A 17,359-nucleotide genomic window follows, 5' to 3' on the forward strand; every position below is an offset into this window, starting at 1 on the left:
ATAAGCTTGCTGGAACATAGCTTTTCCTCCTGACCCAATGAATCATCAATCTAAAAAGCGCGAAATGCCAACAAATATCACCCTCTTTAACGATTCAAAATAATCGCCCCACGCTCTAAACAGCTTAAAGTCCCTCTCGGCGATATAGCGCGACTGATGGGGCGTCATCGCTCAACAATCTATCGCGAGATCAAGCGTAACAGCTTTCGGGACACCGAGATTCCCGACTATAATGGCTATCACAGCGTTGTTGCCGACAACATCAGCAAAGACCGCAGAACACGGTTGCGCAAGCTCAGACGTTACCCCGAGCTGCGCAAGTTTGTCATTGAACAATTGGAAGCCCATTGGTCGCCGGAACAGATCTGCGGCCGACTGGTTAGCCATGGTCTGAGCGCGATACGTCTGTGTGCCGAAACAATCTATCGCTTCATCTATTCAAAGGAAGAATACGCTCTGAAGCTGTATGAACACCTTGCCGAGATGCGAACAAAACGCTGCCCACGCGGTACCAGACGATTGCGCAGTTCCCGCATTCCAGAAGCGTTTCGCATTCATCAACGCCCTGATTTTATTGGCAATCGTCTGCAATTTGGGAACTGGGAAGGTGATTTGATTATCTTTGAACGAGACCTTGGAGAAGCCAATGTCATGACGCTTGTTGAACGCAAAAGTCGTTATTGCGTCATCATCAAAAACAACAGTCGGCACTCAAAGCCTATCATGAACAAAATCATTCAGACCTTTGCTGCACTGCCTTATCACGCACGCCGCAGTTTTACCTTTGATCGTGGTTCCGAGTTTATGGGGTATAGGGCTTTGGAGGATGGAATGGGGGCCAGAAGCTGGTTTTGTGATCCAAACTCGCCATGGCAAAAAGGTGCTATTGAGAACATCAACAAGCGCATTCGACGTTACTTACCCAGCAACACTGACCTGACGCAGGTCAACCAGGCGCAGTTGACTGCCCTCGCCCATGATCTCAACGCAACCCCGCGCAAGTGTCTTGGATTCAAGACACCCGCTGAAGTGTTCGCCTCCCTTTTGCAGGAAGCAGCATAATCAGATAGCCTCATCAACGGCATGATGCACTTGGGATAGCTTCTCCAATCTTGAAAAACCTGCGCGCTGCGGCCAGATCACGGCGTTCAGACAGCATGAAATCGAGTGTTTGGCCATCACGGTCAACCGCTCGGTATAAGTAGACCCATTTGCCCCGTACCTTGAGATAGGTTTCGTCAACGCGCCACGAGTTGGCCACGGGTCGTTTGCGGATCTGGGCGTGTGCGGCAATCTCAGGAGAGTAGCGAACAACCCATCGGTTCAAAGTCGCATGGTCGACTATTATGCCGCGCTCAGCCAGAATCTCCTGAAGCTCGCGATAGGAAACCGGGTATCCTACGTAAAAGCAGATCGCATGCAGGATGACACTTTTTGGGAAACGAGCACCCTAGAATTCGACTGCCATCCGCTTCACCCTCCCCACAAGGTCATTTGAGCCGAATGCACGCGTATTTTCCACTATGTCGGCACCACGCGCAGAGGTTGCCTCCGCAGGCCGCTATGCATTGTTCCCAAGTTTTATATTTACAGTCTACTGGCTCATAGTCTTTCGTCTTCGCAGACGTTTTCACATGAAAGATTGTCTCGGCTGCTTGAGCCGATGGTAATGTGGACGTGCTCATTAATCCTTTGCTTGAACCCGCATAAGCTGTTGAGGCATTCATTAATGCCAAAGCAACGACAACGAATAGTGAGTAGGTTTTCATGATGATCCCCTAACTGTTTTTGAGGGGCCTCCCGCTCTCATATTATGCGCCTATTGTGGTGCGAACACACTCCCAAACCTGTGGTAGCGTGTCGTTGCTTTTTGCATAATTTGACACTACCTTTTGCAGCGACAGATCAGGCAGGAGGAACCCAATAAGCAGGGTCGGTTCCTGCTGAGGGCGAAATGACACTCAAAGGCTGTTTGTCTGTGTCCCAATTGAACCATCATAGATTTCACGCCTGCAAAGCCTTGATTTGCAAGGGCTGATCGATGGCTGTGATGGGGTGGACAGGTGGCGTCGCCTTAACAGTTTTTTGCTAAGCGCGGTGATATTCAAGGAGCATGACTGAAGCCCAGCCTGTTCACTTTAGACGCCATCGTTTTCCTGCAGAAATCATCGCGCATGCGGTGTGGCTTTATTATCGGTTTCCGCTCAGCTTTCGCGACTTTGAAGACCTGCTTGCCCAGCGCGGCTTTGAGGTTTCGTTCCAGACTGTGTCGGAATGGGCGGCGAAGTTCGATCTCAAATTCGCCCATCAACATCGTCAGCGGTCCCGCGGTCAGTTCTCCGACAAATGGTATCTTGATGAGATGGTGGTTTCCATCAGGGGAAAGAAATACTGGCTCTGGCGGGCTGTCGATGGCAACGGCTATGTCCTCGATGCCCTGCTGCAAAACCGAAGAAGCAAGCGTGCAGCCTTGCGGCTGATGCGCAGGCTGCTCAAGGGCCAGGGGACCACTCCACGGGTGATGGTCACCGACAAGCTGCGGTCCTACTCGGCGGCGAAGGCCGAACTGATGCCGGGCGTCGAGCATCGTTCACATAAAGGCCTCAACAACCGCGCTGAGAATTCACACCTTTCCGTCCGACGACGGGAACGACGCATGATGCGGTTCAAGTCGGCACGCCAATGCCAGCGTTTCGTCTCGACCCATGGCCCAATCGCCAATCTTTTCCTTCTTCACAGAAAACACCTGACAGCCGCCGATCATCGTCAACTTCGCACACACGCAATCACGAAATGGCGTCAAATCGCCTTGTCGATAAAAGGGGCAGCGACAAGAACTGTGCGGAATCATACGGCAAGTTAGAACGGATGGCGAACAGCTGGGATTGCAGCTCAATCCGGGCTGGAAATCGGGCTGCGAAGCACACGGTAAATGGTTGAGGAGTGAACGTTGAGGACCTTGGCGACATCACGGGGTGAATTGCCTTCGTCTAGGAGCTTCTGTCCAAGTACAATTTGCTCGGTCTTTAGTGCTGGTGGCCGTCCGAAACGGACACCTTTCTGCTTGGCAATCGATCGTCCGGCGCTTGTCCGTTGGTGAATAAGCGCGCGTTCAAATTCGGCGATTCCTCCAAAGATAGTCAGCACCATTCGCCCGGCTGGCGACGTTGTATCCGCCCATGGCTCAGCGATTGAACGCAATCCAGCGCCGAGTACGTTCAGTCTCTCGGCGATGTCGAGGAGATCACGCGTTGAGCGCGCTAATCGGTCCAAGCGGGTGATCACCACCACATCGGTATCACGCAACTGATCAAGCATGCGTTCGAGTTGTACCCGATCGCGTTTTGCACCGGAGACTTTCTCCTCATAGATTTTCTTGCAACCGACCTCAGTGAGAGCAACTCTTTGCTGTTCAAGGTTCTGGTCGTCGGTGGAGACCCGAGCATATCCAATAAGCATGTCATATCCGTTGCAAAAATCGTTCGCATAACTTTACTTTTGCGCCTGACTTTTGCAACAGAAAAATCGCAATCATTTCAATGGGCGGGTGAAGTGTTCTAAAACTTAGGAGTTACGCGACAGCCGAACGGCGAGGTTGGTGGAAAGCGAACTGGCGGCTTTGCGGCTTCACGTGAGGAAGGCTGGCGCGTCACATCCATCCAAGGACGATCATCTCATTGCCGACACGACGACAGGCTCCTCGGTTTTCCGTGAGCCTGTCGCTGTTCTGGCATTGCCTTCAGCGCGACATGCGCAGGACGACCAGAGCCAAGATCCCGATGGTGAGCGACGTCGGCGCGAGAAACGCAACGCCGGCCATATCGAGAGCCACGCCACCGAGAACGCCGCCGAGCGCAACACCGAGATAGGTGAAGCTTGTATTCAGCGCCATCGCCTGTTGCGCGGCCCCGTCCGCGAGAGTCATGATCCTCGCTGCGATGGCGGGTGAATTCCAGAACGCCGAGCCTGCCCATAGACTGACCAGCACAAGCAAATACGGCAGCGGCACTGGTCGCAGAACCCAGAAGATTGTTAGCCCGACCATGGCAAGCACGAAGGCCGTCATCCCCGCACCCAAGGCCTGCAAGGCTCCCCAGCGGTCGGTTGCGAGGCCACCCATCCAGACGCCGGCCATCCCGGCAAATCCGGACACCCCAAATACTAGGCCGCGTTGGTGCTGACCGACGTCGCCCAGCCCGAGCAGGACCGGAGCGAGATAGGTCAGAAGCAACATGCTCGCGGCCATGTTCAGGAAATTCGCAAGATAGCCAAACAGCAACGGCCGCGATATCAGCGGAGCGAGCAGCGCGTTCAACCCCGAGCTCTGTTGAAGCGTCGGCCTTGGCAACGCAATCCAAATTGCGATGGCCGCCAGGACTCCACCCATCGTCATGACGCCGAAAGTCCATCGCCAGCCAAAGGCTGCGCCGATCCAGGTTCCCAACGGGACACCGAAGGCTATCGACCCGGTCACGCCGAGGCTGATAACCGCGACGTAGCGCCCGGCCTTCTCGGTGGGCGCCATCGAAGCGGCGGCGGCAAACAATGATGGCGTGATCGCCGCCGCACAAAGCGCTGCGATGATCCGCATCGCCATCAGAAGACTGAACGATGTTGCGAACGTCGCCACGAGATTGGCGCATACGAATACGAGCAGCAGCGCCAGGATCAGGCGTTTGCGGTCAAAACTTGCTAGGAAGACAGCCTGCACAGGCGCTGCAATCGCGACCGTCAAGGAGAAGACGGTGACCAGTTGCCCCGCCATACCGCCGCTGACGGCCAAATCGCGGGCGAGCTCGGGTAAAATGCCGGCTATGACGTAATCGTCGGTGAACAGGACCAACGATGTAAAGAACAAGAATGAGAGCCAGACGGCAGGGGAAATCATGCGTTCCGCAGGCATAAGAAAAACTCCGCATTGATGAGGATCAAGCGGCGTCCTGCCAGCAGATGGTGATCAGACCGGATGGCACGCCGCAACAACTTCACGAGCTGTTGCGGCTTATCGGTCTGCTTCGTTTGATGTTCCCATATCTGTTCGGCCCGTTGTTTTCGTCAGCGTGCTACCATGATACGAGTTGGTCCTCAAGCAGACCGCATAGGCAACGTCCGAAACGAGGTCGTGAGCGGACGGCCGGATTTGGGGTGGTGGGAAGCTGTCATTCCCATGGGCGGCGAACTTGTTACAGGTTTCAGGATTTCCGCGACAACACAATAGCTTTGCCGAGCTATCGTGGCTCAGAGAACGGCCGAGCCTATCGCCCACAGGCCAAACGCGATCAGAACGACACCGGAGAGGCGCGAGACCCATCCAGCAAAGGTTTCGGGCAGACGATGCCGGGCAAGTGCAACTCCACCACTGAGGACGCTCCACCACAGCATAGACCCGACAAACACCCCGGAGACGACGAGAATAGCGTCGGCGGGTCCAGTTCCAGACGCCAGCCCAAGACCGGCGAAAAGAGCTGCGAACGAAAGGATCGTCATAGGGTTCGTAATCGTCAGCAGAAAAGTCGCAGCCGTGGTGCCGATCAAATCGCGCGCGGAAATCTTCGCCGCTGTCCGGGGTGGGCTTGGTCTCATGCTCTTCCAGCCGAGCCACAGCATAAAAGCGCCGCCCACCAGTCTAAGCGGCATGTCGATCATGCCTAGAACATTGGAGAACGCCGCGAAGCCTAAGGCGGCCAGCGCCGCATAGACCCCATCTGCCAGCGCCGTGCCGAGGCCCCCGGCAACGCCGGCGACAAATCCCCGTTCCAACGTCCGGTTGATGCAAAGCGCCCCTATCGGTCCGAGCGGTGCAGCAATGGCCAGCCCGAGGAACAGGCTTTTGATAAAGAGCAGCGGCTCCATCAGTGGGCATCCTTGAGCACGAAAGCTCCTGCAACCGGGGACGAGAGGGCGATCATCGTCTCGCTTCGGCCAAGAAACTTCCGCGCCTTGAGGTCGGCCAGAAACACCTCGATTTCCGGCGTGGCTCTGACCCGCAGCTTGATTAGATAGGACCAGCCGCCCGTGACATGGTGGCATTCCAGCATCGCCGGTGTCGTTTCGGCGTAGCGGCGAAAGGCCGCCTCATCGGCATCTTCACGCAACGCGACCCATATGAAAACGAGTGTTTCCAGTCCGATCGCAGCCGGTTCCACGTCCACCGTGAAACGCCGGATGGCACCCGAGGTGGTTAAGCGACGGATGCGCTCGTTCACGCTGGAAGGCGACAGGTCCACGCTGCCGCCAATATCGGCTAGCGATCGCCGGGCATCTGAAGACAACAGATCAATGATTTTTCGGTCAATATCATCCATAGCCGCATATTATACGGAAAAACATGATAATCAACCAAAATACCCGGCTCGAAATAGGATAAGCCAAAATTTATATGGCCCTACCCCTGTTTCGCCCCGCTTTCTGATTTGGCCGGCGTAGACTCAACTGGCTGTCGTGAAAATCCCAAAACCCGCGACACACTTACAGCTTACCAAGTCCCCGCAAAGGCCGCGCCTGCTAGTAGTGCCCCGGTCAGGATGTTCGATAGAAAGAGCCGGAAATTCAACTCCGGCTTTTCGAGGTCAACACACCATGCCTGCCAAGCCAGATGGGCCGCGATGATGACCATGCCGACAGCGTAGGGCATCGACATGCCGAGCAGCCAGCCCCCGACCGCCCAAGAAACGATGGTAAGGGCGTAGAACAGTCCAATGCAGGCTTTGCCGCTGCGGCCGAACAAAATCGCCGTCGATTTCAGGCCCAAGCGGGTGTCGTCGGCCACATCGACATAGGCATAAACCGTATCATAGCCGATCTGCCACGCTATAGCGCCGATCCACATCACCACGGCCCCGGTCGGGATAGTGCCCGACACCTGCGCCCACGCCATCAGCATTCCCCAATTGAACGCCGCTGCTAAGACAGCCTGCGGCCAATGGGTGAAGCGTTTGCAAAGCGGGTAGATGAACACGAGCGGCAGCACGCAAACAGCGATAAGCCGGGTGAACGGACTCAAGAAGAACAAGAGTAGCGCCGCCAAGGCGAGTTCTGCGGCGAGGAATATTACCGCGCTATGCAGCCGGAGCTGACCGCTCGCCAACGGGCGAAAGCGGGTGCGCTCTACATGCCCGTCAAATTTGCGATCTGCAATGTCGTTGACCGTCGATCCGGCGCTTCTCATCAGGAACGCGCCGAGGCAGAACACCGCCAGAAGCCAGGTTTCTGGGAGGCCGTGCGATGCTTGAATGAGCGCGGCCAAGCAGGGGAAAAGAGTGAGCCATATCCCTACTGGCCGATCGATCCGGGCAAGTCTCGCGTAGGGCCGCCACCCGACCGGCAATCGACGATCGACCCAATCGCCAGCATGAATATCGCTTAAGTCTGGACGGCTCAAAGCAGTCATCATGTAACCCGAATCCAAAGTCGCAAAATTCCCGATTGCTGCACCAAATGAAGCGCGGGCTTTTGCAGCGTGCTTCTATCGTGGCGCGATTGGCCGCCATTGGTGGAGAAGTATTTTCGTTTCCAATGCGTAGGTCCAGAAATGCCCTTGAAAAGGTTGGTCATAATCGCGATTGATCGGAATGCCGATCAAGTGACAAAGCAACAATGTTCCGACCCCACCATGCCCGACGATGGCAATATCCTCTGTGACCTCGGTCGCCGCGACAATTGCCTCAAACGCAGACCGCACCCTATTCTGAGCGTCGGCAGCGCGTTCCCAGCCCCGCACGGATTCGTTGGGCCTTTCGAAAAATTGGTTGGCAACCTGCTCAAATTCGGCAGGCGGCAAAAATCCGGTCGCGCTGCGGTCGTTTTCATGCAGATCATGTAACACGTTGATTGGAAGGCCATGCGCACCCGCGAGAATGCCGGCAGCTTCGATCGCCTTGGTTTCATCACTTGCCCATACCGATTTGACAGCGTGCATACCTGCCGAAGCCGCGAAAATCCTCATCCGCTCAATGCCCTTTTCGGACAGATACCAGCGTGGGACCGGGCGATTGGCGTCGACCACGACTTCGGGGTGGGTGATGAAAAAGACCTTGCTCAACATAAACTCCAATGACGTCGCAAAATTCCCGACTTTTACTTCTGATTAGCCTTGTCTTACGATAGCGGTTTTGCTGCTCGACGCTACTGGATAGATGAACTTTATTGTTCATGATCTGGATTGGTGAATATATGGGCCGGCGCAAACTTCTCAAGCAGGAAGAGTGGGAAAAGGGTTTTGGTATTCCTGATGACGAAGAAAGTTTGATCCGGCACTATACTCTGACACCGGAGGATCGGCTGGAAATCGAAACACGCAGGCGCTCGTACAATCAACTCGGATACGCCGTTCAGCTTTGCCTCATGCGGTATCCCGGACGAACGTTGATGCCAGGCGAACAATTGCCGTCATCGGTTGTAGGGTATATTGCCGAGCAACTCGCGGTTGATCGCGAAGACTTGGATCATTATTCCCGGCGTGAACCCACTCGGCTTGAGCATACTGCAAGCCTTTCGGCCTATCTCAAGATGCGAACGGCGAAAGGTGCTGATCGGCGTGCTGCATTGCTGGCAGCAATAGAGGCGGCCGCCGAAACAGACAAAGGCCTACCTATCGTTGACGCTGTTGTTGTGGCATTCCGTGCAAACAATGTCCTGCTACCGGCGCAGGATACCATTGAACGTATTGGCCTCGCCGGACGGTCCATTGCCCGGCGGCTTGCCGAAACTGAGGTACTGTCAGAGTTTTCGGCAGAACAGCTTGAGCAATTTGACAGCCTTCTCAAGGTCGCTCCCATGATCAGACAGACCCGGTTCAACTGGCTGCGATCAGCTCCAGACGCACCGGGAGCTGATAATCTGGTCAGCCTGATGGAACGGCTGGCTTTTGTACGCTCTCTTGCCATCGATCCACGCCTGCAAAGCCGGATCCACTCAGCGCGGTGGAACCAGTTAGTGCGCGAGGGTGATGTAACACCTGCATGGCTGGCAGCAGATTTCAACGCAGGTCGCAGACGCGCCACGATTGTCGCGCAGATGATCAAGTCAGGCCAAAAACTCACCGATGATGCGGTGACCATGTTCATCAAACTGCTCGGCAGGCTGTTTTCGCAGGCGACAGCCAAGCAAAAGCAGCGCCATATGGACACACGAAAGGAAACAGCCAAGGCACTTCGGTTGTTCAGGGATACATTGCGCGCGTTGGTGGCAGCGAATGACACAGGTTCCGATGCCATAGAAACGCTTGATCGCGAGATTGGCTGGAACAGGCTCTTGCAGGCACAGTCCGTCATTGAAGCAATGGTAAAAGAGGCCGAACCGGATATTCTTTTTCTGGTTGCTGAGAGGTATGGCAATGTACGCAAATACGCAGTGCTGTTCCTGAACATGTTTACATTCCGCTCCTCACGACAACATGATCCCCTGCTTTCCGCCATAAGGACACTCAAAACCCTAAATGACGATGGCAAACGAATACTGCCCGACAAGGTGCCGATGTTTCACCTCGTCGAGCGGGTTCGCAAGCTGGTATTAACTGCGGACAAGTCGGACCGGCGGCGCCTTTATGAAATCGCCACCTTGGCTGAACTGCGTGACCGCTTGCGATCAGGCGATATCTGGGTCGAAGGCAGCCGCGTATTCCGCCCGATCGACGAACATCTGATGCCCCGCTCGGCGTTCGATGCACTCAAACAACAGGACAAGCTCGGTCTCGGCGTGCAACGTGACGGCGTCGCGTACCTCACAGAAATGCGACAGATGCTTGATTTCAACCTCAAGCGTCTCGCCCATCGTGCCCGGAACAGTAAGCTCGAAGGCGTGCGGCTTGAAGAGGGAAAGCTTATTGTTACGCCGCTTGCGAGCGATGTGCCTGTTGAGGCCGATGAGTTGAATGAAGAATTGACCGGTATGTACCCACTAGTCGAAATTCCTGATCTCCTGAAAGAGGTTAACGACTGGACCAGTTTTGCCGAGCATTTTACCCATGTGCGCACCGGCGAACCTCCACGCAGTATTCCAGCCATGCTGGCAGGTACTCTTGCTGACGCCACCAACCTTGGCCCCAAACGCATGGCAACTGCATCCAAAGGCATCAGCACGCATCAAATTAGTTGGTTGCGCCTGTTCCACGCGCGTCCGGAAACATACCGTGCGGCGCAAGCATGCGTCACTGACGCGCACGCCCGTCATCCTCATGCGCTCTTATGGGGAGATGGAACCACTGCGTCATCGGACGGTCAATTCTTTCGGGCCAGCGACCGCGCTGCGAAACGCGGGGATGTGAACCTGCATTATGGCAGCGAACCTGGCACAAAGTTCTACAGCCATCTCTCCGATCAGTACGGTTATTTCAGCATACTGCCAATCAGCCCAACAGAAAGCGAGGCTGCCTACGTCCTGGATGGCCTTTTCGACCATGAAACAATCCTCAATATCGAAGAGCACTTCACTGATACGGGCGGTGCCAGTGATCATGTCTTTGCCCTCTTCGTCCTGATTGGAAAACGCTTTGCCCCGCGACTACGAGATCTGAAAGGACGGAAATTCCACACATTCGAAAAGCCAGAAACCTATCCCACGCTCAAGGAGCATATCGGCGCGGTCCTCAATATTGATCTCATTCTGGAATACTGGGATGAATTGCTGCATCTCGCTGCCTCCATCACCACAAGATCAGTTGCACCATCGACACTCCTCAAGAAATTGGCCGCTTCGCCCAATCCAAGCCAGCTCGCCAAAGCTCTGCGCGAGCTTGGTCGCCTCGAGCGCTCCCTCTTCATGATCGAATGGTACTCGAGTTCTGGTCTCCGCCGACGTTGTCAGGCTGGCCTCAACAAGGGTGAAGCAGCGCACAAGCTCAAACGCGCCGTTTTCTTCCATGAGCGCGGTGAAATCCGCGACCGCTCATTCGACAGCCAGGCGTTCCGTGCCTCTGGTCTCAACCTCGTCGTCAGTGCTATCGTTCATTGGAATACGGTCTATCTTGAAAGGGCCGTCGAGCACTTGCGACAACAAGGCCGGCATATTCCGGATGTAGTGCTCAAACACGTCTCCCCGTTAGCGTGGGAGCATATAAATCTAACCGGGATTTATTCGTGGAATGAACCGCTGACTCTTGTCAATGGCTTCAGACCGCTTCGGTCGTCAAGCAGTTTGGCCCGTGCGGCATAGCCGGCGCCAGAGTGTTCTTCGATTGTTCTAGCTTGCCGTATAATTTCGTACAGTTCTTGTCGCCACCCCTCAATGCTGCGGGTGAAATGGACAGACAAATCGCTAAACAATTAAACGAGGCGGGTATCCGAACCGCTCGAGGCAGACCATTCACCTATGAGAATGTTTGGCTTTTGCGCCACCGTTGGGCAATCCCCACCGCCAAGATCAACAGCGTTGCCGCCAATCCGCCACGCTGGCCTGATGGGACTTACTCTGTACAGGGTGCAGCCGCTGCAATCGGGGTGACGGCACAAACTATCTTCCACTACCTTGCCCCAGGCCTTATCCAGGGACGGCAAAGCACGAAAGGCCAGCCCTGGCAGATTAGCCTTTCCAGCGACCAGATTGATCAACTTCAAGGGGTCGGTTCCGGTAGGGGGCGAAAAGTTACGTTAAGCGCCTGCTGTGCTGTCCCAATTGAACCTGTGTGATTTTCCAGCCTGTAACCCATTGAGCTTTCTAACGTGATAGATGTCCCAAACAGCCTCTTGTCGAAATGGGACACAATAGAGCAGAAGCGGTGTGCTTTGTATCTTACTGAAAATTCATCGATATTTCGGTATAGTGGTTTTCCGCCCTCAGCCGGAATCGCCCCCAATATGACATCGCGTAACAATTTTTGCGTGATACATGGCGATCTCGCGCTGCTTCGGGCCGATTGGGAACTGAGGGCAGCTGATGGAATCATCGTTGCGTCGGGTAGCGCTGCGGAAGTGATCCGCAAGCAGGCGGACGGGCGATGGCTTTATATTATCGATCACGCGGCCGGTGCAGGCTTGCCGCGTGTCGATGGCGTATAAAGGGAGAGAAGAGGACGGAGATCCGTCCTTCTCTGTCATCAAGTGGGGCGAATGTCGGCCAGAGCAGCCAACCGCAACAACGTCGAAACCCCGACAAAGCCGCCACCGATGATGCAGAAGATTTGCTGACCGACTGGGCTAGGCAAGGCCTTCTGCAGATCTACCGTTGGTTGCAATACTTTTTCCTTTGCACACTGCGCCACCCAAACGAATGGCCGTGCTCGCACTCACACCAAAATGGCGTCCCACAGACCGACAAGATTGCCCACCCGCTATCGCTCTGATCCAATCCGCTCACGTAAATCCATGGAATAAGCACCCTGCTTGTTCATGATAAAATCTCCCTTCTTCTAAGATTAAATCACGAAATTCCAGAAAAGGGTACTCGTACAAAAAATGGGGGGACAGAAAGGATGCCGACTTTAATGAAAACGCTCTAGAAATTTATTGCGACCGAGAATGGTTTCATCAAGCGTCGCGATGATCTGCTCGGATAGTGCCCCCCTGCGATGTGCCTCCGGTGATCCTGAGGCATAGTGTCCTTGCGCGCTAAACCAATTTACGAGATAATCATAAAAATATTCTATGATTTATAACCAAAATATTTGCTTTTCAGCTTGGCAAGTTCTTCCGTCTCATGAGCGCTGATGATCGCTATAGTCGCAGGTTTTACCAGTGGACTTTTAGGTGGAAAAGCAAAGCCATATTTGTCAGGACTGAAAATGTTACCCACAACTTCAAGCGGTTCTCTCGGATTGGTATGGGTGTAATATTCAAGCACCGGCGCATCAGCAACTATGGCGGATACGTCATCATTCAGCAGCGCCGCCACCGCCTCAGTCAAATGATTAAACGGTACAGTCGCGATAGAGCGTGATCGCAAATAAGATTCAGCAACACTTCCTGCTCTTACACCAACCGATTTATCCTGCAAGTCAGCTACGTTTTCTATATTACGGTTAATATGAGCGACAGTCATAACGCTTGTGACTGAGGACGTAACATAAGCAATAATTGCAATGCCACACACCATCCAGAATGCCTGCCAAATGCGCCCGATCCAGCCAAACAGATTTTTACGACTGGTTTTACCAGAGGTAGCAATCGACATTATGTTATAAAAACTCTCAGCAAAACCTTCGCGCCAGCGATTTGGAAAATTTATATCAAAACGGCGATCAAACAGTGTTAAAATAATCGTGAAAAGCAGAATGACAAAGGCAATCCATGCATAAGTTGCAAGATGCCCTGCATTTGCTAACCCATGCCAGATATCTGAAAGTGCATTCTCGGCTTCCTTATGAATCATCACGCGCAGCCCTGCATCAAACCACGGATGCGTAAAATCAACCAGTTGCGCTCGGCCTTCAGTGATCGTTAAATTGGTAACCCCCGCCTCTACCTGACTTGCAGCAACCGCATTGATAAGATCACTATAGTTTTGATACTCAATGAATTCAGATTTTTTACCAATGCGCTGAGATATGTCAGCCCAGAGATCTATAGCCATGCCTGAGAAGGCATTATCAGTTTTAACAACAAATGGCGGGCTGACATAAACTCCGACTTTGATTGTCTCGGCCATATTTTCCTGTGAGTGGGTTGCAACTGATGTAAAGATAAAGATCAGAACAGCCGTAACAATACAAAACACGTTCTTCACAGTATATATCCCGTATCTCTAATTTAAAATTATAAAACATTATTCTTAAAGTTTATATTTAATGTCAAATTAAAAAATACATCTAATTGTATTATACTCCAAACTGCATATTAAATATCGTATTGAAGCCATTCTGTTTGATGCCTGCCGCCCATTGCTCCTGATAAACTATGACATAGGGGATGTAAGCTGGAACCCCAGAAAATTCCGTCATCCCAATTCAAGCCCTTCTACGAGGTCATCGATGACGCTTGTTTTGCCATCGTTTTTGAAGGTGTAATGCCCGTTCAGGATGATACGGCGCTATGCTGTTGGCGATATCTGGATGATATGCGTGATTTCAGTTCAATTCATTTCCGTCAGAATGTCAGGATTTCCACGACGAACACCTTGAGACTTCTGGACTGTTCATATGGTCCCGAAATCATATGATTAAAACGTCAACCCGCATACCTGACGGATGGCAATCTGAACCGGAGAGGGAGGCAGGGTCGGATCGAACTCGCCTTTCGGCAAGAGTGGAGGTTGCGCCATGAAGCGTGGCCGCTGCCCCCTGTGAAGTTGTGCGGCATGGACCAAGAACGGGTGGCATAGATAGGCCGTGGCTGCCGTACCCACAGCCATCCCCACCTCGCAATTTTCTGTTGAAGCATAACCATTGGCCGACAATTGTCGGAGAGTTGCGCCGGTCGTGCCATAAGGCAGCAGTTCCCGTGCAATGATGGCATGCGAGCCTTTCCGTATCTTTGTCGGCGCATCGTCGGGGCCAACATCCGAAAACAAGAACAGCATCAACAATGCGCGTCCGCTAGTCTTCACGTTGGCCCGCCACTCCATGAAATCTGGATTGTCGGTTCCAAAACTTACGTCAACATGCCAACCATCGTCACCGGGAGATTCTGGTGAGGGGAAGCGGATCGGAAAGGTTCCGAGGCCCTTGGGAGCAACCCAGCACGGCAGTGTAATGTTAACTTTGGCGTAAACTGACGCGGTGATAAGAGGTCATGATCGAACCTCGTGCCTCGCTTTATCACCGCCATCGTTTTCCACCTGAGATCATCGCCGAAGCGGTGTGGCTGTATTTTCGCTTTCTCTTGAGCTTTCGCATGGTTGAAGACATGCTGGCTTATCGAGGGATTATCGTTACCCACAAGACGGTACGCGAATGGGCTGAAAAGTTCGGACGGCAATATGCCAATTCGATCCGTCGCCTTACACCACGCCTTGGCGACAAATGGCATCTGGATGAGGTCGTCGTAACAATCAACGGCGAACGCCATTTTCTGTGGCGCGCCGTTGATCAGGATGGGTTTGTGCTTGAGGTATTGGTCCAGAAACGGCGTGATACCAGGGCTGCCAGGCGTTTCATCCGCAAACTACTATCAGGTCAGGGCGCTGCACCCCGCGTCATGGTCACGGATAAACTGGGTTCTTATGGCGCTGCCAACCGGGAGATCGGCCTCACTGTTTGTGACCATCGTCAGCATAAAGGTTTGAACAATCGGGCAGAGAATTCTCATCAACCGATAAGACGACGAGAGCGGGTCTTGAAGCGTTTTAAGTCAGCACGACATTTGCAACGCTGCGCATCTGTCCACGACCCGATCTACAATCTCCACTACTTTCCCCGCGACCGCTTCACCTCAGCCGACCACCGCGAACTACGTCAGGCCGCCGCCGCCATGTGGCGCGTAATCACATGCCTCAAATCAGTGTAATAACTGCATCATAGACCGAACTACGTTCGGACACAGGTTAAGGTTACACTGCCCGTCCGGGCCCCAAAGCCCCGGTTTCCGTTCAGGCCTGATGAAAAAGAAAGGGGTAATCACACTAATCGACGGTCCTCAACGACCTAGACAACTTTGATCCATCCCCTTCCGTCCGATCCGGGAAGGCCATCCCGGATCGGATATCTCTTACTGGACCAAACGGCCTGGAAAGTCATAAGACAAGACAACCCCATCAGAACCGTTCCAGTTAAGACTGAATCGTTGGAACCGCTGTAACTATTTGGTTTTACGCATTATCCTACGCGAAACCGCTTCGCACTTTTTACTGGAAATGCTTTAATGATTAAAAGCATACCCAGTATTCAACAAATGAAGGACATGCACTCATGCATTTCCCAAAGTCATCCAATGTCTGAACACCTATGCACTCAAATGCATAGACTGGTTGCGCTATAACAAGGAGCGTTATAAGCGATAAACTGGCAAAAAACTTTTTCATCATAGCCTCCTAGAGATATAACTGAAGGTTAGTGACGGCCCTTATGGGCGGCATATTATGGCGATGGGCACTATAATGTCTGGATGGCGTCCGTCTGGCAAGTGTTTACATATTAATGTTTGAACAAAGCGGGTCGGCTGCAGTCATGTCTCCGACCAATATCACAAGTTGGGTTAAATACGTCGCGCGCATTCGGCAGCTTTGGTCAAACCAATCTGCGATTTCAGATTATGAAATGCTGGCGCAAAGGCATCGTGATTGATGAGTTTAACACGATGGCCCGCACGTCGAACGCTGCTTGCAAATTTCCGTTGAAACGCAAAAGGCGTGATATTGTCTCTTTCGTTGCCAATGAGCAGGATGTCCCTGCTTTGGTCAGGTTCAATTCCAGCTACATGATTTAGGGGATCATATAGTTTTGCGTATCTTTGGTCGGATTTATCGCGCGGCACTCTACCTTTCTTCTTGTCCAGAAATTGGTCGCGCTCCACCAGAGAAAACGCTCCTGAAGTCAGCACCGCACAGGAGATATCGCGGCGACCCATCGTGAGAAGCGCTGCGCCGGCTGTGGCTCCGCCACTGTGCCCCAAAATCACGAACCGCTTGAGATGGAACTTATTTTTAAGTTCATTAAGGGTCGCATCAATTGCCTGGAACTCGGCTATCCGTCTGGTATGAAAATGGTTCCCGCTTGAGCCGTAGGTTCCGGGCCGTGCGATGATGATGACAGGGAGTCTGGTCCGTCTCATGACGCGATCAGCGATTGCCTGTTGTTTGGCAACAGTATTATTCGGAATATCTTTTATATCTAATGCGGCATCAAGGTGACGATCCCCACCTAGAAATATAAGGGTAACCGGAGCGGACGCGATAGCGCCTGCGGCAAAATATCGAATGCAGTCACGACCTCCATTGTATTCAGCCCAGACCGCTCCAGACGATACTGGGTAGACGTTTTTGTCCGCTACTTGATTCCAAGGAAGGGGGTCGTTAGTCGCCGAATTCGCTGAACTGTGAAAAAAGATAGTTACTAGTGCTGCTAGGATATAAGACGCGCGCCTGTTCATTGTTTGACCTACTGTCATTAAATGACGGGTCGTGCTTGTTCGCCGAAGGTAGCGGGAAAACATCGAGAACCGACCTAGTCACTGGTTTAGAGCGTTTCCCTGACTGATTGAATCGGATGGCTTTGCAAATCAGCTGTTTTCTGATTCAAACTATCTGCCGATGGAGGTCGGCAGATATGTCGCGAGCCCTTTCCGTTGATCTTCGCATACGTGTAGTTGCCGCCGTTGATGGCGGCGCATCGCATAGAGAGGCTGCCGAGCGTTTCGGTGTGAGCGCAGCCAGCGTTAGAGCGTCGGGCGCTAATCATGCAACACATTGAGCTGCTTTGAAGAAGTTTCGGCACTCTTGTGGCGAAAACAGATCGCAGACGGAGCCGAGGGCTCTCCACAGCTCGTCATAGGTG

General features: G+C 53.1%; 15 protein-coding genes and 4 pseudogenes. 7 read left to right on the forward strand and 12 right to left on the reverse strand.

Annotated elements, in window-relative coordinates; translation table 11 throughout:
• The first annotated feature begins 99 nt into the window (after positions 1–99).
• Entirely contained in the window at positions 100–1,062 is a 963-nt protein-coding gene (locus OIV19_RS22665) for an IS30 family transposase (RefSeq protein ID WP_264234117.1), read from the forward strand.
• Between the two features lie 49 nt (positions 1,063–1,111).
• On the opposite strand, the pseudogene OIV19_RS22670 reads toward OIV19_RS22665, so the two are convergent.
• Positions 1,112–1,468 (reverse strand): annotated as a pseudogene (locus OIV19_RS22670) (IS6 family transposase); the annotation flags it as partial.
• Between the two features lie 645 nt (positions 1,469–2,113).
• Between OIV19_RS22670 and OIV19_RS22675 the strand changes: the two are divergent.
• Positions 2,114–2,863: an IS6 family transposase gene (locus OIV19_RS22675; RefSeq protein WP_264234095.1), complete on the forward strand. Its 750-nt coding sequence runs from the start codon at positions 2,114–2,116 to the stop codon at positions 2,861–2,863.
• A gap of 29 nt (positions 2,864–2,892) precedes the next feature.
• Here OIV19_RS22675 and OIV19_RS22680 read toward each other — a convergent pair whose 3' ends face one another.
• The 6 genes from OIV19_RS22680 to OIV19_RS22705 all read right to left on the reverse strand — a co-directional run bounded on the left by OIV19_RS22680 (position 2,893) and on the right by OIV19_RS22705 (position 8,044).
• The gene (locus OIV19_RS22680) at positions 2,893–3,459 is read right to left on the reverse strand and encodes a recombinase family protein (protein ID WP_264234096.1); all 567 of its coding nucleotides are present in this window, start codon (positions 3,457–3,459) and stop codon (positions 2,893–2,895) included.
• 280 nt (positions 3,460–3,739) lie between these two features.
• On the reverse strand, positions 3,740–4,903 hold the full coding sequence (locus OIV19_RS22685) for an MFS transporter (RefSeq protein ID WP_264234098.1): 1,164 nt from the start codon (positions 4,901–4,903) through the stop codon (positions 3,740–3,742).
• Positions 4,904–5,238: 335 nt separating this feature from the next.
• Complete coding sequence (locus tag OIV19_RS22690; protein WP_264234100.1) at positions 5,239–5,853, reverse strand: LysE family transporter; 615 nt, start codon at positions 5,851–5,853, stop codon at positions 5,239–5,241.
• Complete coding sequence (locus tag OIV19_RS22695; RefSeq protein WP_264234102.1) at positions 5,853–6,305, reverse strand: Lrp/AsnC family transcriptional regulator; 453 nt, start codon at positions 6,303–6,305, stop codon at positions 5,853–5,855. The genes OIV19_RS22690 and OIV19_RS22695 overlap by 1 nt, the downstream gene beginning before the upstream one ends.
• A 170-nt stretch (positions 6,306–6,475) precedes the next feature.
• Positions 6,476–7,390 carry a 4-hydroxybenzoate octaprenyltransferase gene (ubiA, locus tag OIV19_RS22700; protein WP_264234120.1) on the reverse strand — a complete coding sequence of 305 codons (915 nt, stop codon included), beginning with the start codon at positions 7,388–7,390 and terminating at the stop codon, positions 6,476–6,478.
• A gap of 75 nt (positions 7,391–7,465) precedes the next feature.
• On the reverse strand, positions 7,466–8,044 hold the full coding sequence (locus OIV19_RS22705; RefSeq protein WP_319637628.1) for a histidine phosphatase family protein: 579 nt from the start codon (positions 8,042–8,044) through the stop codon (positions 7,466–7,468).
• 128 nt (positions 8,045–8,172) lie between these two features.
• Here OIV19_RS22705 and OIV19_RS22710 point away from each other — a divergent pair, with 128 nt between their 5' ends.
• The 3 genes from OIV19_RS22710 (at position 8,173) to OIV19_RS22720 (ending at position 11,993) form a co-directional block, all read left to right on the forward strand.
• Entirely contained in the window at positions 8,173–11,151 is a 2,979-nt protein-coding gene (locus tag OIV19_RS22710; RefSeq protein ID WP_264234104.1) for a Tn3 family transposase, read from the forward strand.
• Positions 11,152–11,237: 86 nt separating this feature from the next.
• Complete coding sequence (locus OIV19_RS22715; RefSeq protein WP_264234106.1) at positions 11,238–11,624, forward strand: recombinase family protein; 387 nt, start codon at positions 11,238–11,240, stop codon at positions 11,622–11,624.
• Between the two features lie 168 nt (positions 11,625–11,792).
• The gene (locus tag OIV19_RS22720; protein WP_264234107.1) at positions 11,793–11,993 is read left to right on the forward strand and encodes an SH3 domain-containing protein; all 201 of its coding nucleotides are present in this window, start codon (positions 11,793–11,795) and stop codon (positions 11,991–11,993) included.
• 38 nt (positions 11,994–12,031) lie between these two features.
• Here the strand turns inward: OIV19_RS22720 and OIV19_RS22725 are convergent, their stop codons facing one another.
• From OIV19_RS22725 to OIV19_RS22740, 4 genes and pseudogenes are all read right to left on the reverse strand, one after another.
• Positions 12,032–12,169, reverse strand: a complete 138-nt coding sequence (locus OIV19_RS22725; RefSeq protein WP_264234109.1) for an FAD-binding oxidoreductase/lyase — start codon at positions 12,167–12,169, stop codon at positions 12,032–12,034.
• Positions 12,170–12,200: 31 nt separating this feature from the next.
• Positions 12,201–12,325: pseudogene (locus OIV19_RS22730) on the reverse strand (IS630 family transposase); the annotation flags it as partial.
• A gap of 251 nt (positions 12,326–12,576) precedes the next feature.
• Positions 12,577–13,656 carry a transporter substrate-binding domain-containing protein gene (locus OIV19_RS22735; RefSeq protein WP_264234111.1) on the reverse strand — a complete coding sequence of 360 codons (1,080 nt, stop codon included), beginning with the start codon at positions 13,654–13,656 and terminating at the stop codon, positions 12,577–12,579.
• Between the two features lie 432 nt (positions 13,657–14,088).
• A pseudogene (locus OIV19_RS22740) lies at positions 14,089–14,607 on the reverse strand (phytanoyl-CoA dioxygenase); the annotation flags it as partial.
• Between the two features lie 53 nt (positions 14,608–14,660).
• Between OIV19_RS22740 and OIV19_RS22745 the strand changes: the two are divergent.
• Entirely contained in the window at positions 14,661–15,374 is a 714-nt protein-coding gene (locus OIV19_RS22745) for an IS6 family transposase (RefSeq protein ID WP_264234113.1), read from the forward strand.
• A gap of 687 nt (positions 15,375–16,061) precedes the next feature.
• On the opposite strand, the gene OIV19_RS22750 is transcribed toward OIV19_RS22745, so the two are convergent.
• Entirely contained in the window at positions 16,062–16,955 is an 894-nt protein-coding gene (locus tag OIV19_RS22750) for an alpha/beta fold hydrolase domain-containing protein (RefSeq protein WP_264234115.1), read from the reverse strand.
• 176 nt (positions 16,956–17,131) lie between these two features.
• Between OIV19_RS22750 and OIV19_RS22755 the strand changes: the two are divergent.
• Positions 17,132–17,242 (forward strand): annotated as a pseudogene (locus OIV19_RS22755) (IS630 family transposase); the annotation flags it as partial.
• Between the last annotated feature and the right edge of the window lie 117 nt (positions 17,243–17,359).

Source organism: Brucella sp. HL-2, assembly GCF_025846885.2.
Taxonomy (GTDB): Bacteria; Pseudomonadota; Alphaproteobacteria; order Rhizobiales; family Rhizobiaceae; genus Brucella; species Brucella quorumnocens.

Coding starts and splice junctions, on each gene's coding strand:
- OIV19_RS22675 (WP_264234095.1), top strand. CDS start 2,114: ATGACTGAAGCCCAGCCTGTTCACTTTAGACGCCATCGTTTTCCTGCA.
- OIV19_RS22680 (WP_264234096.1), bottom strand. CDS start 3,459: ATGCTTATTGGATATGCTCGGGTCTCCACCGACGACCAGAACCTTGAA.
- OIV19_RS22685 (WP_264234098.1), bottom strand. CDS start 4,903: ATGCCTGCGGAACGCATGATTTCCCCTGCCGTCTGGCTCTCATTCTTG.
- OIV19_RS22690 (WP_264234100.1), bottom strand. CDS start 5,853: ATGGAGCCGCTGCTCTTTATCAAAAGCCTGTTCCTCGGGCTGGCCATT.
- OIV19_RS22695 (WP_264234102.1), bottom strand. CDS start 6,305: ATGGATGATATTGACCGAAAAATCATTGATCTGTTGTCTTCAGATGCC.
- ubiA (WP_264234120.1), bottom strand. CDS start 7,390: ATGACTGCTTTGAGCCGTCCAGACTTAAGCGATATTCATGCTGGCGAT.
- OIV19_RS22705 (WP_319637628.1), bottom strand. CDS start 8,044: ATGTTGAGCAAGGTCTTTTTCATCACCCACCCCGAAGTCGTGGTCGAC.
- OIV19_RS22710 (WP_264234104.1), top strand. CDS start 8,173: ATGGGCCGGCGCAAACTTCTCAAGCAGGAAGAGTGGGAAAAGGGTTTT.
- OIV19_RS22715 (WP_264234106.1), top strand. CDS start 11,238: ATGGACAGACAAATCGCTAAACAATTAAACGAGGCGGGTATCCGAACC.
- OIV19_RS22720 (WP_264234107.1), top strand. CDS start 11,793: ATGACATCGCGTAACAATTTTTGCGTGATACATGGCGATCTCGCGCTG.
- OIV19_RS22745 (WP_264234113.1), top strand. CDS start 14,661: ATGATCGAACCTCGTGCCTCGCTTTATCACCGCCATCGTTTTCCACCT.
- OIV19_RS22750 (WP_264234115.1), bottom strand. CDS start 16,955: ATGAACAGGCGCGCGTCTTATATCCTAGCAGCACTAGTAACTATCTTT.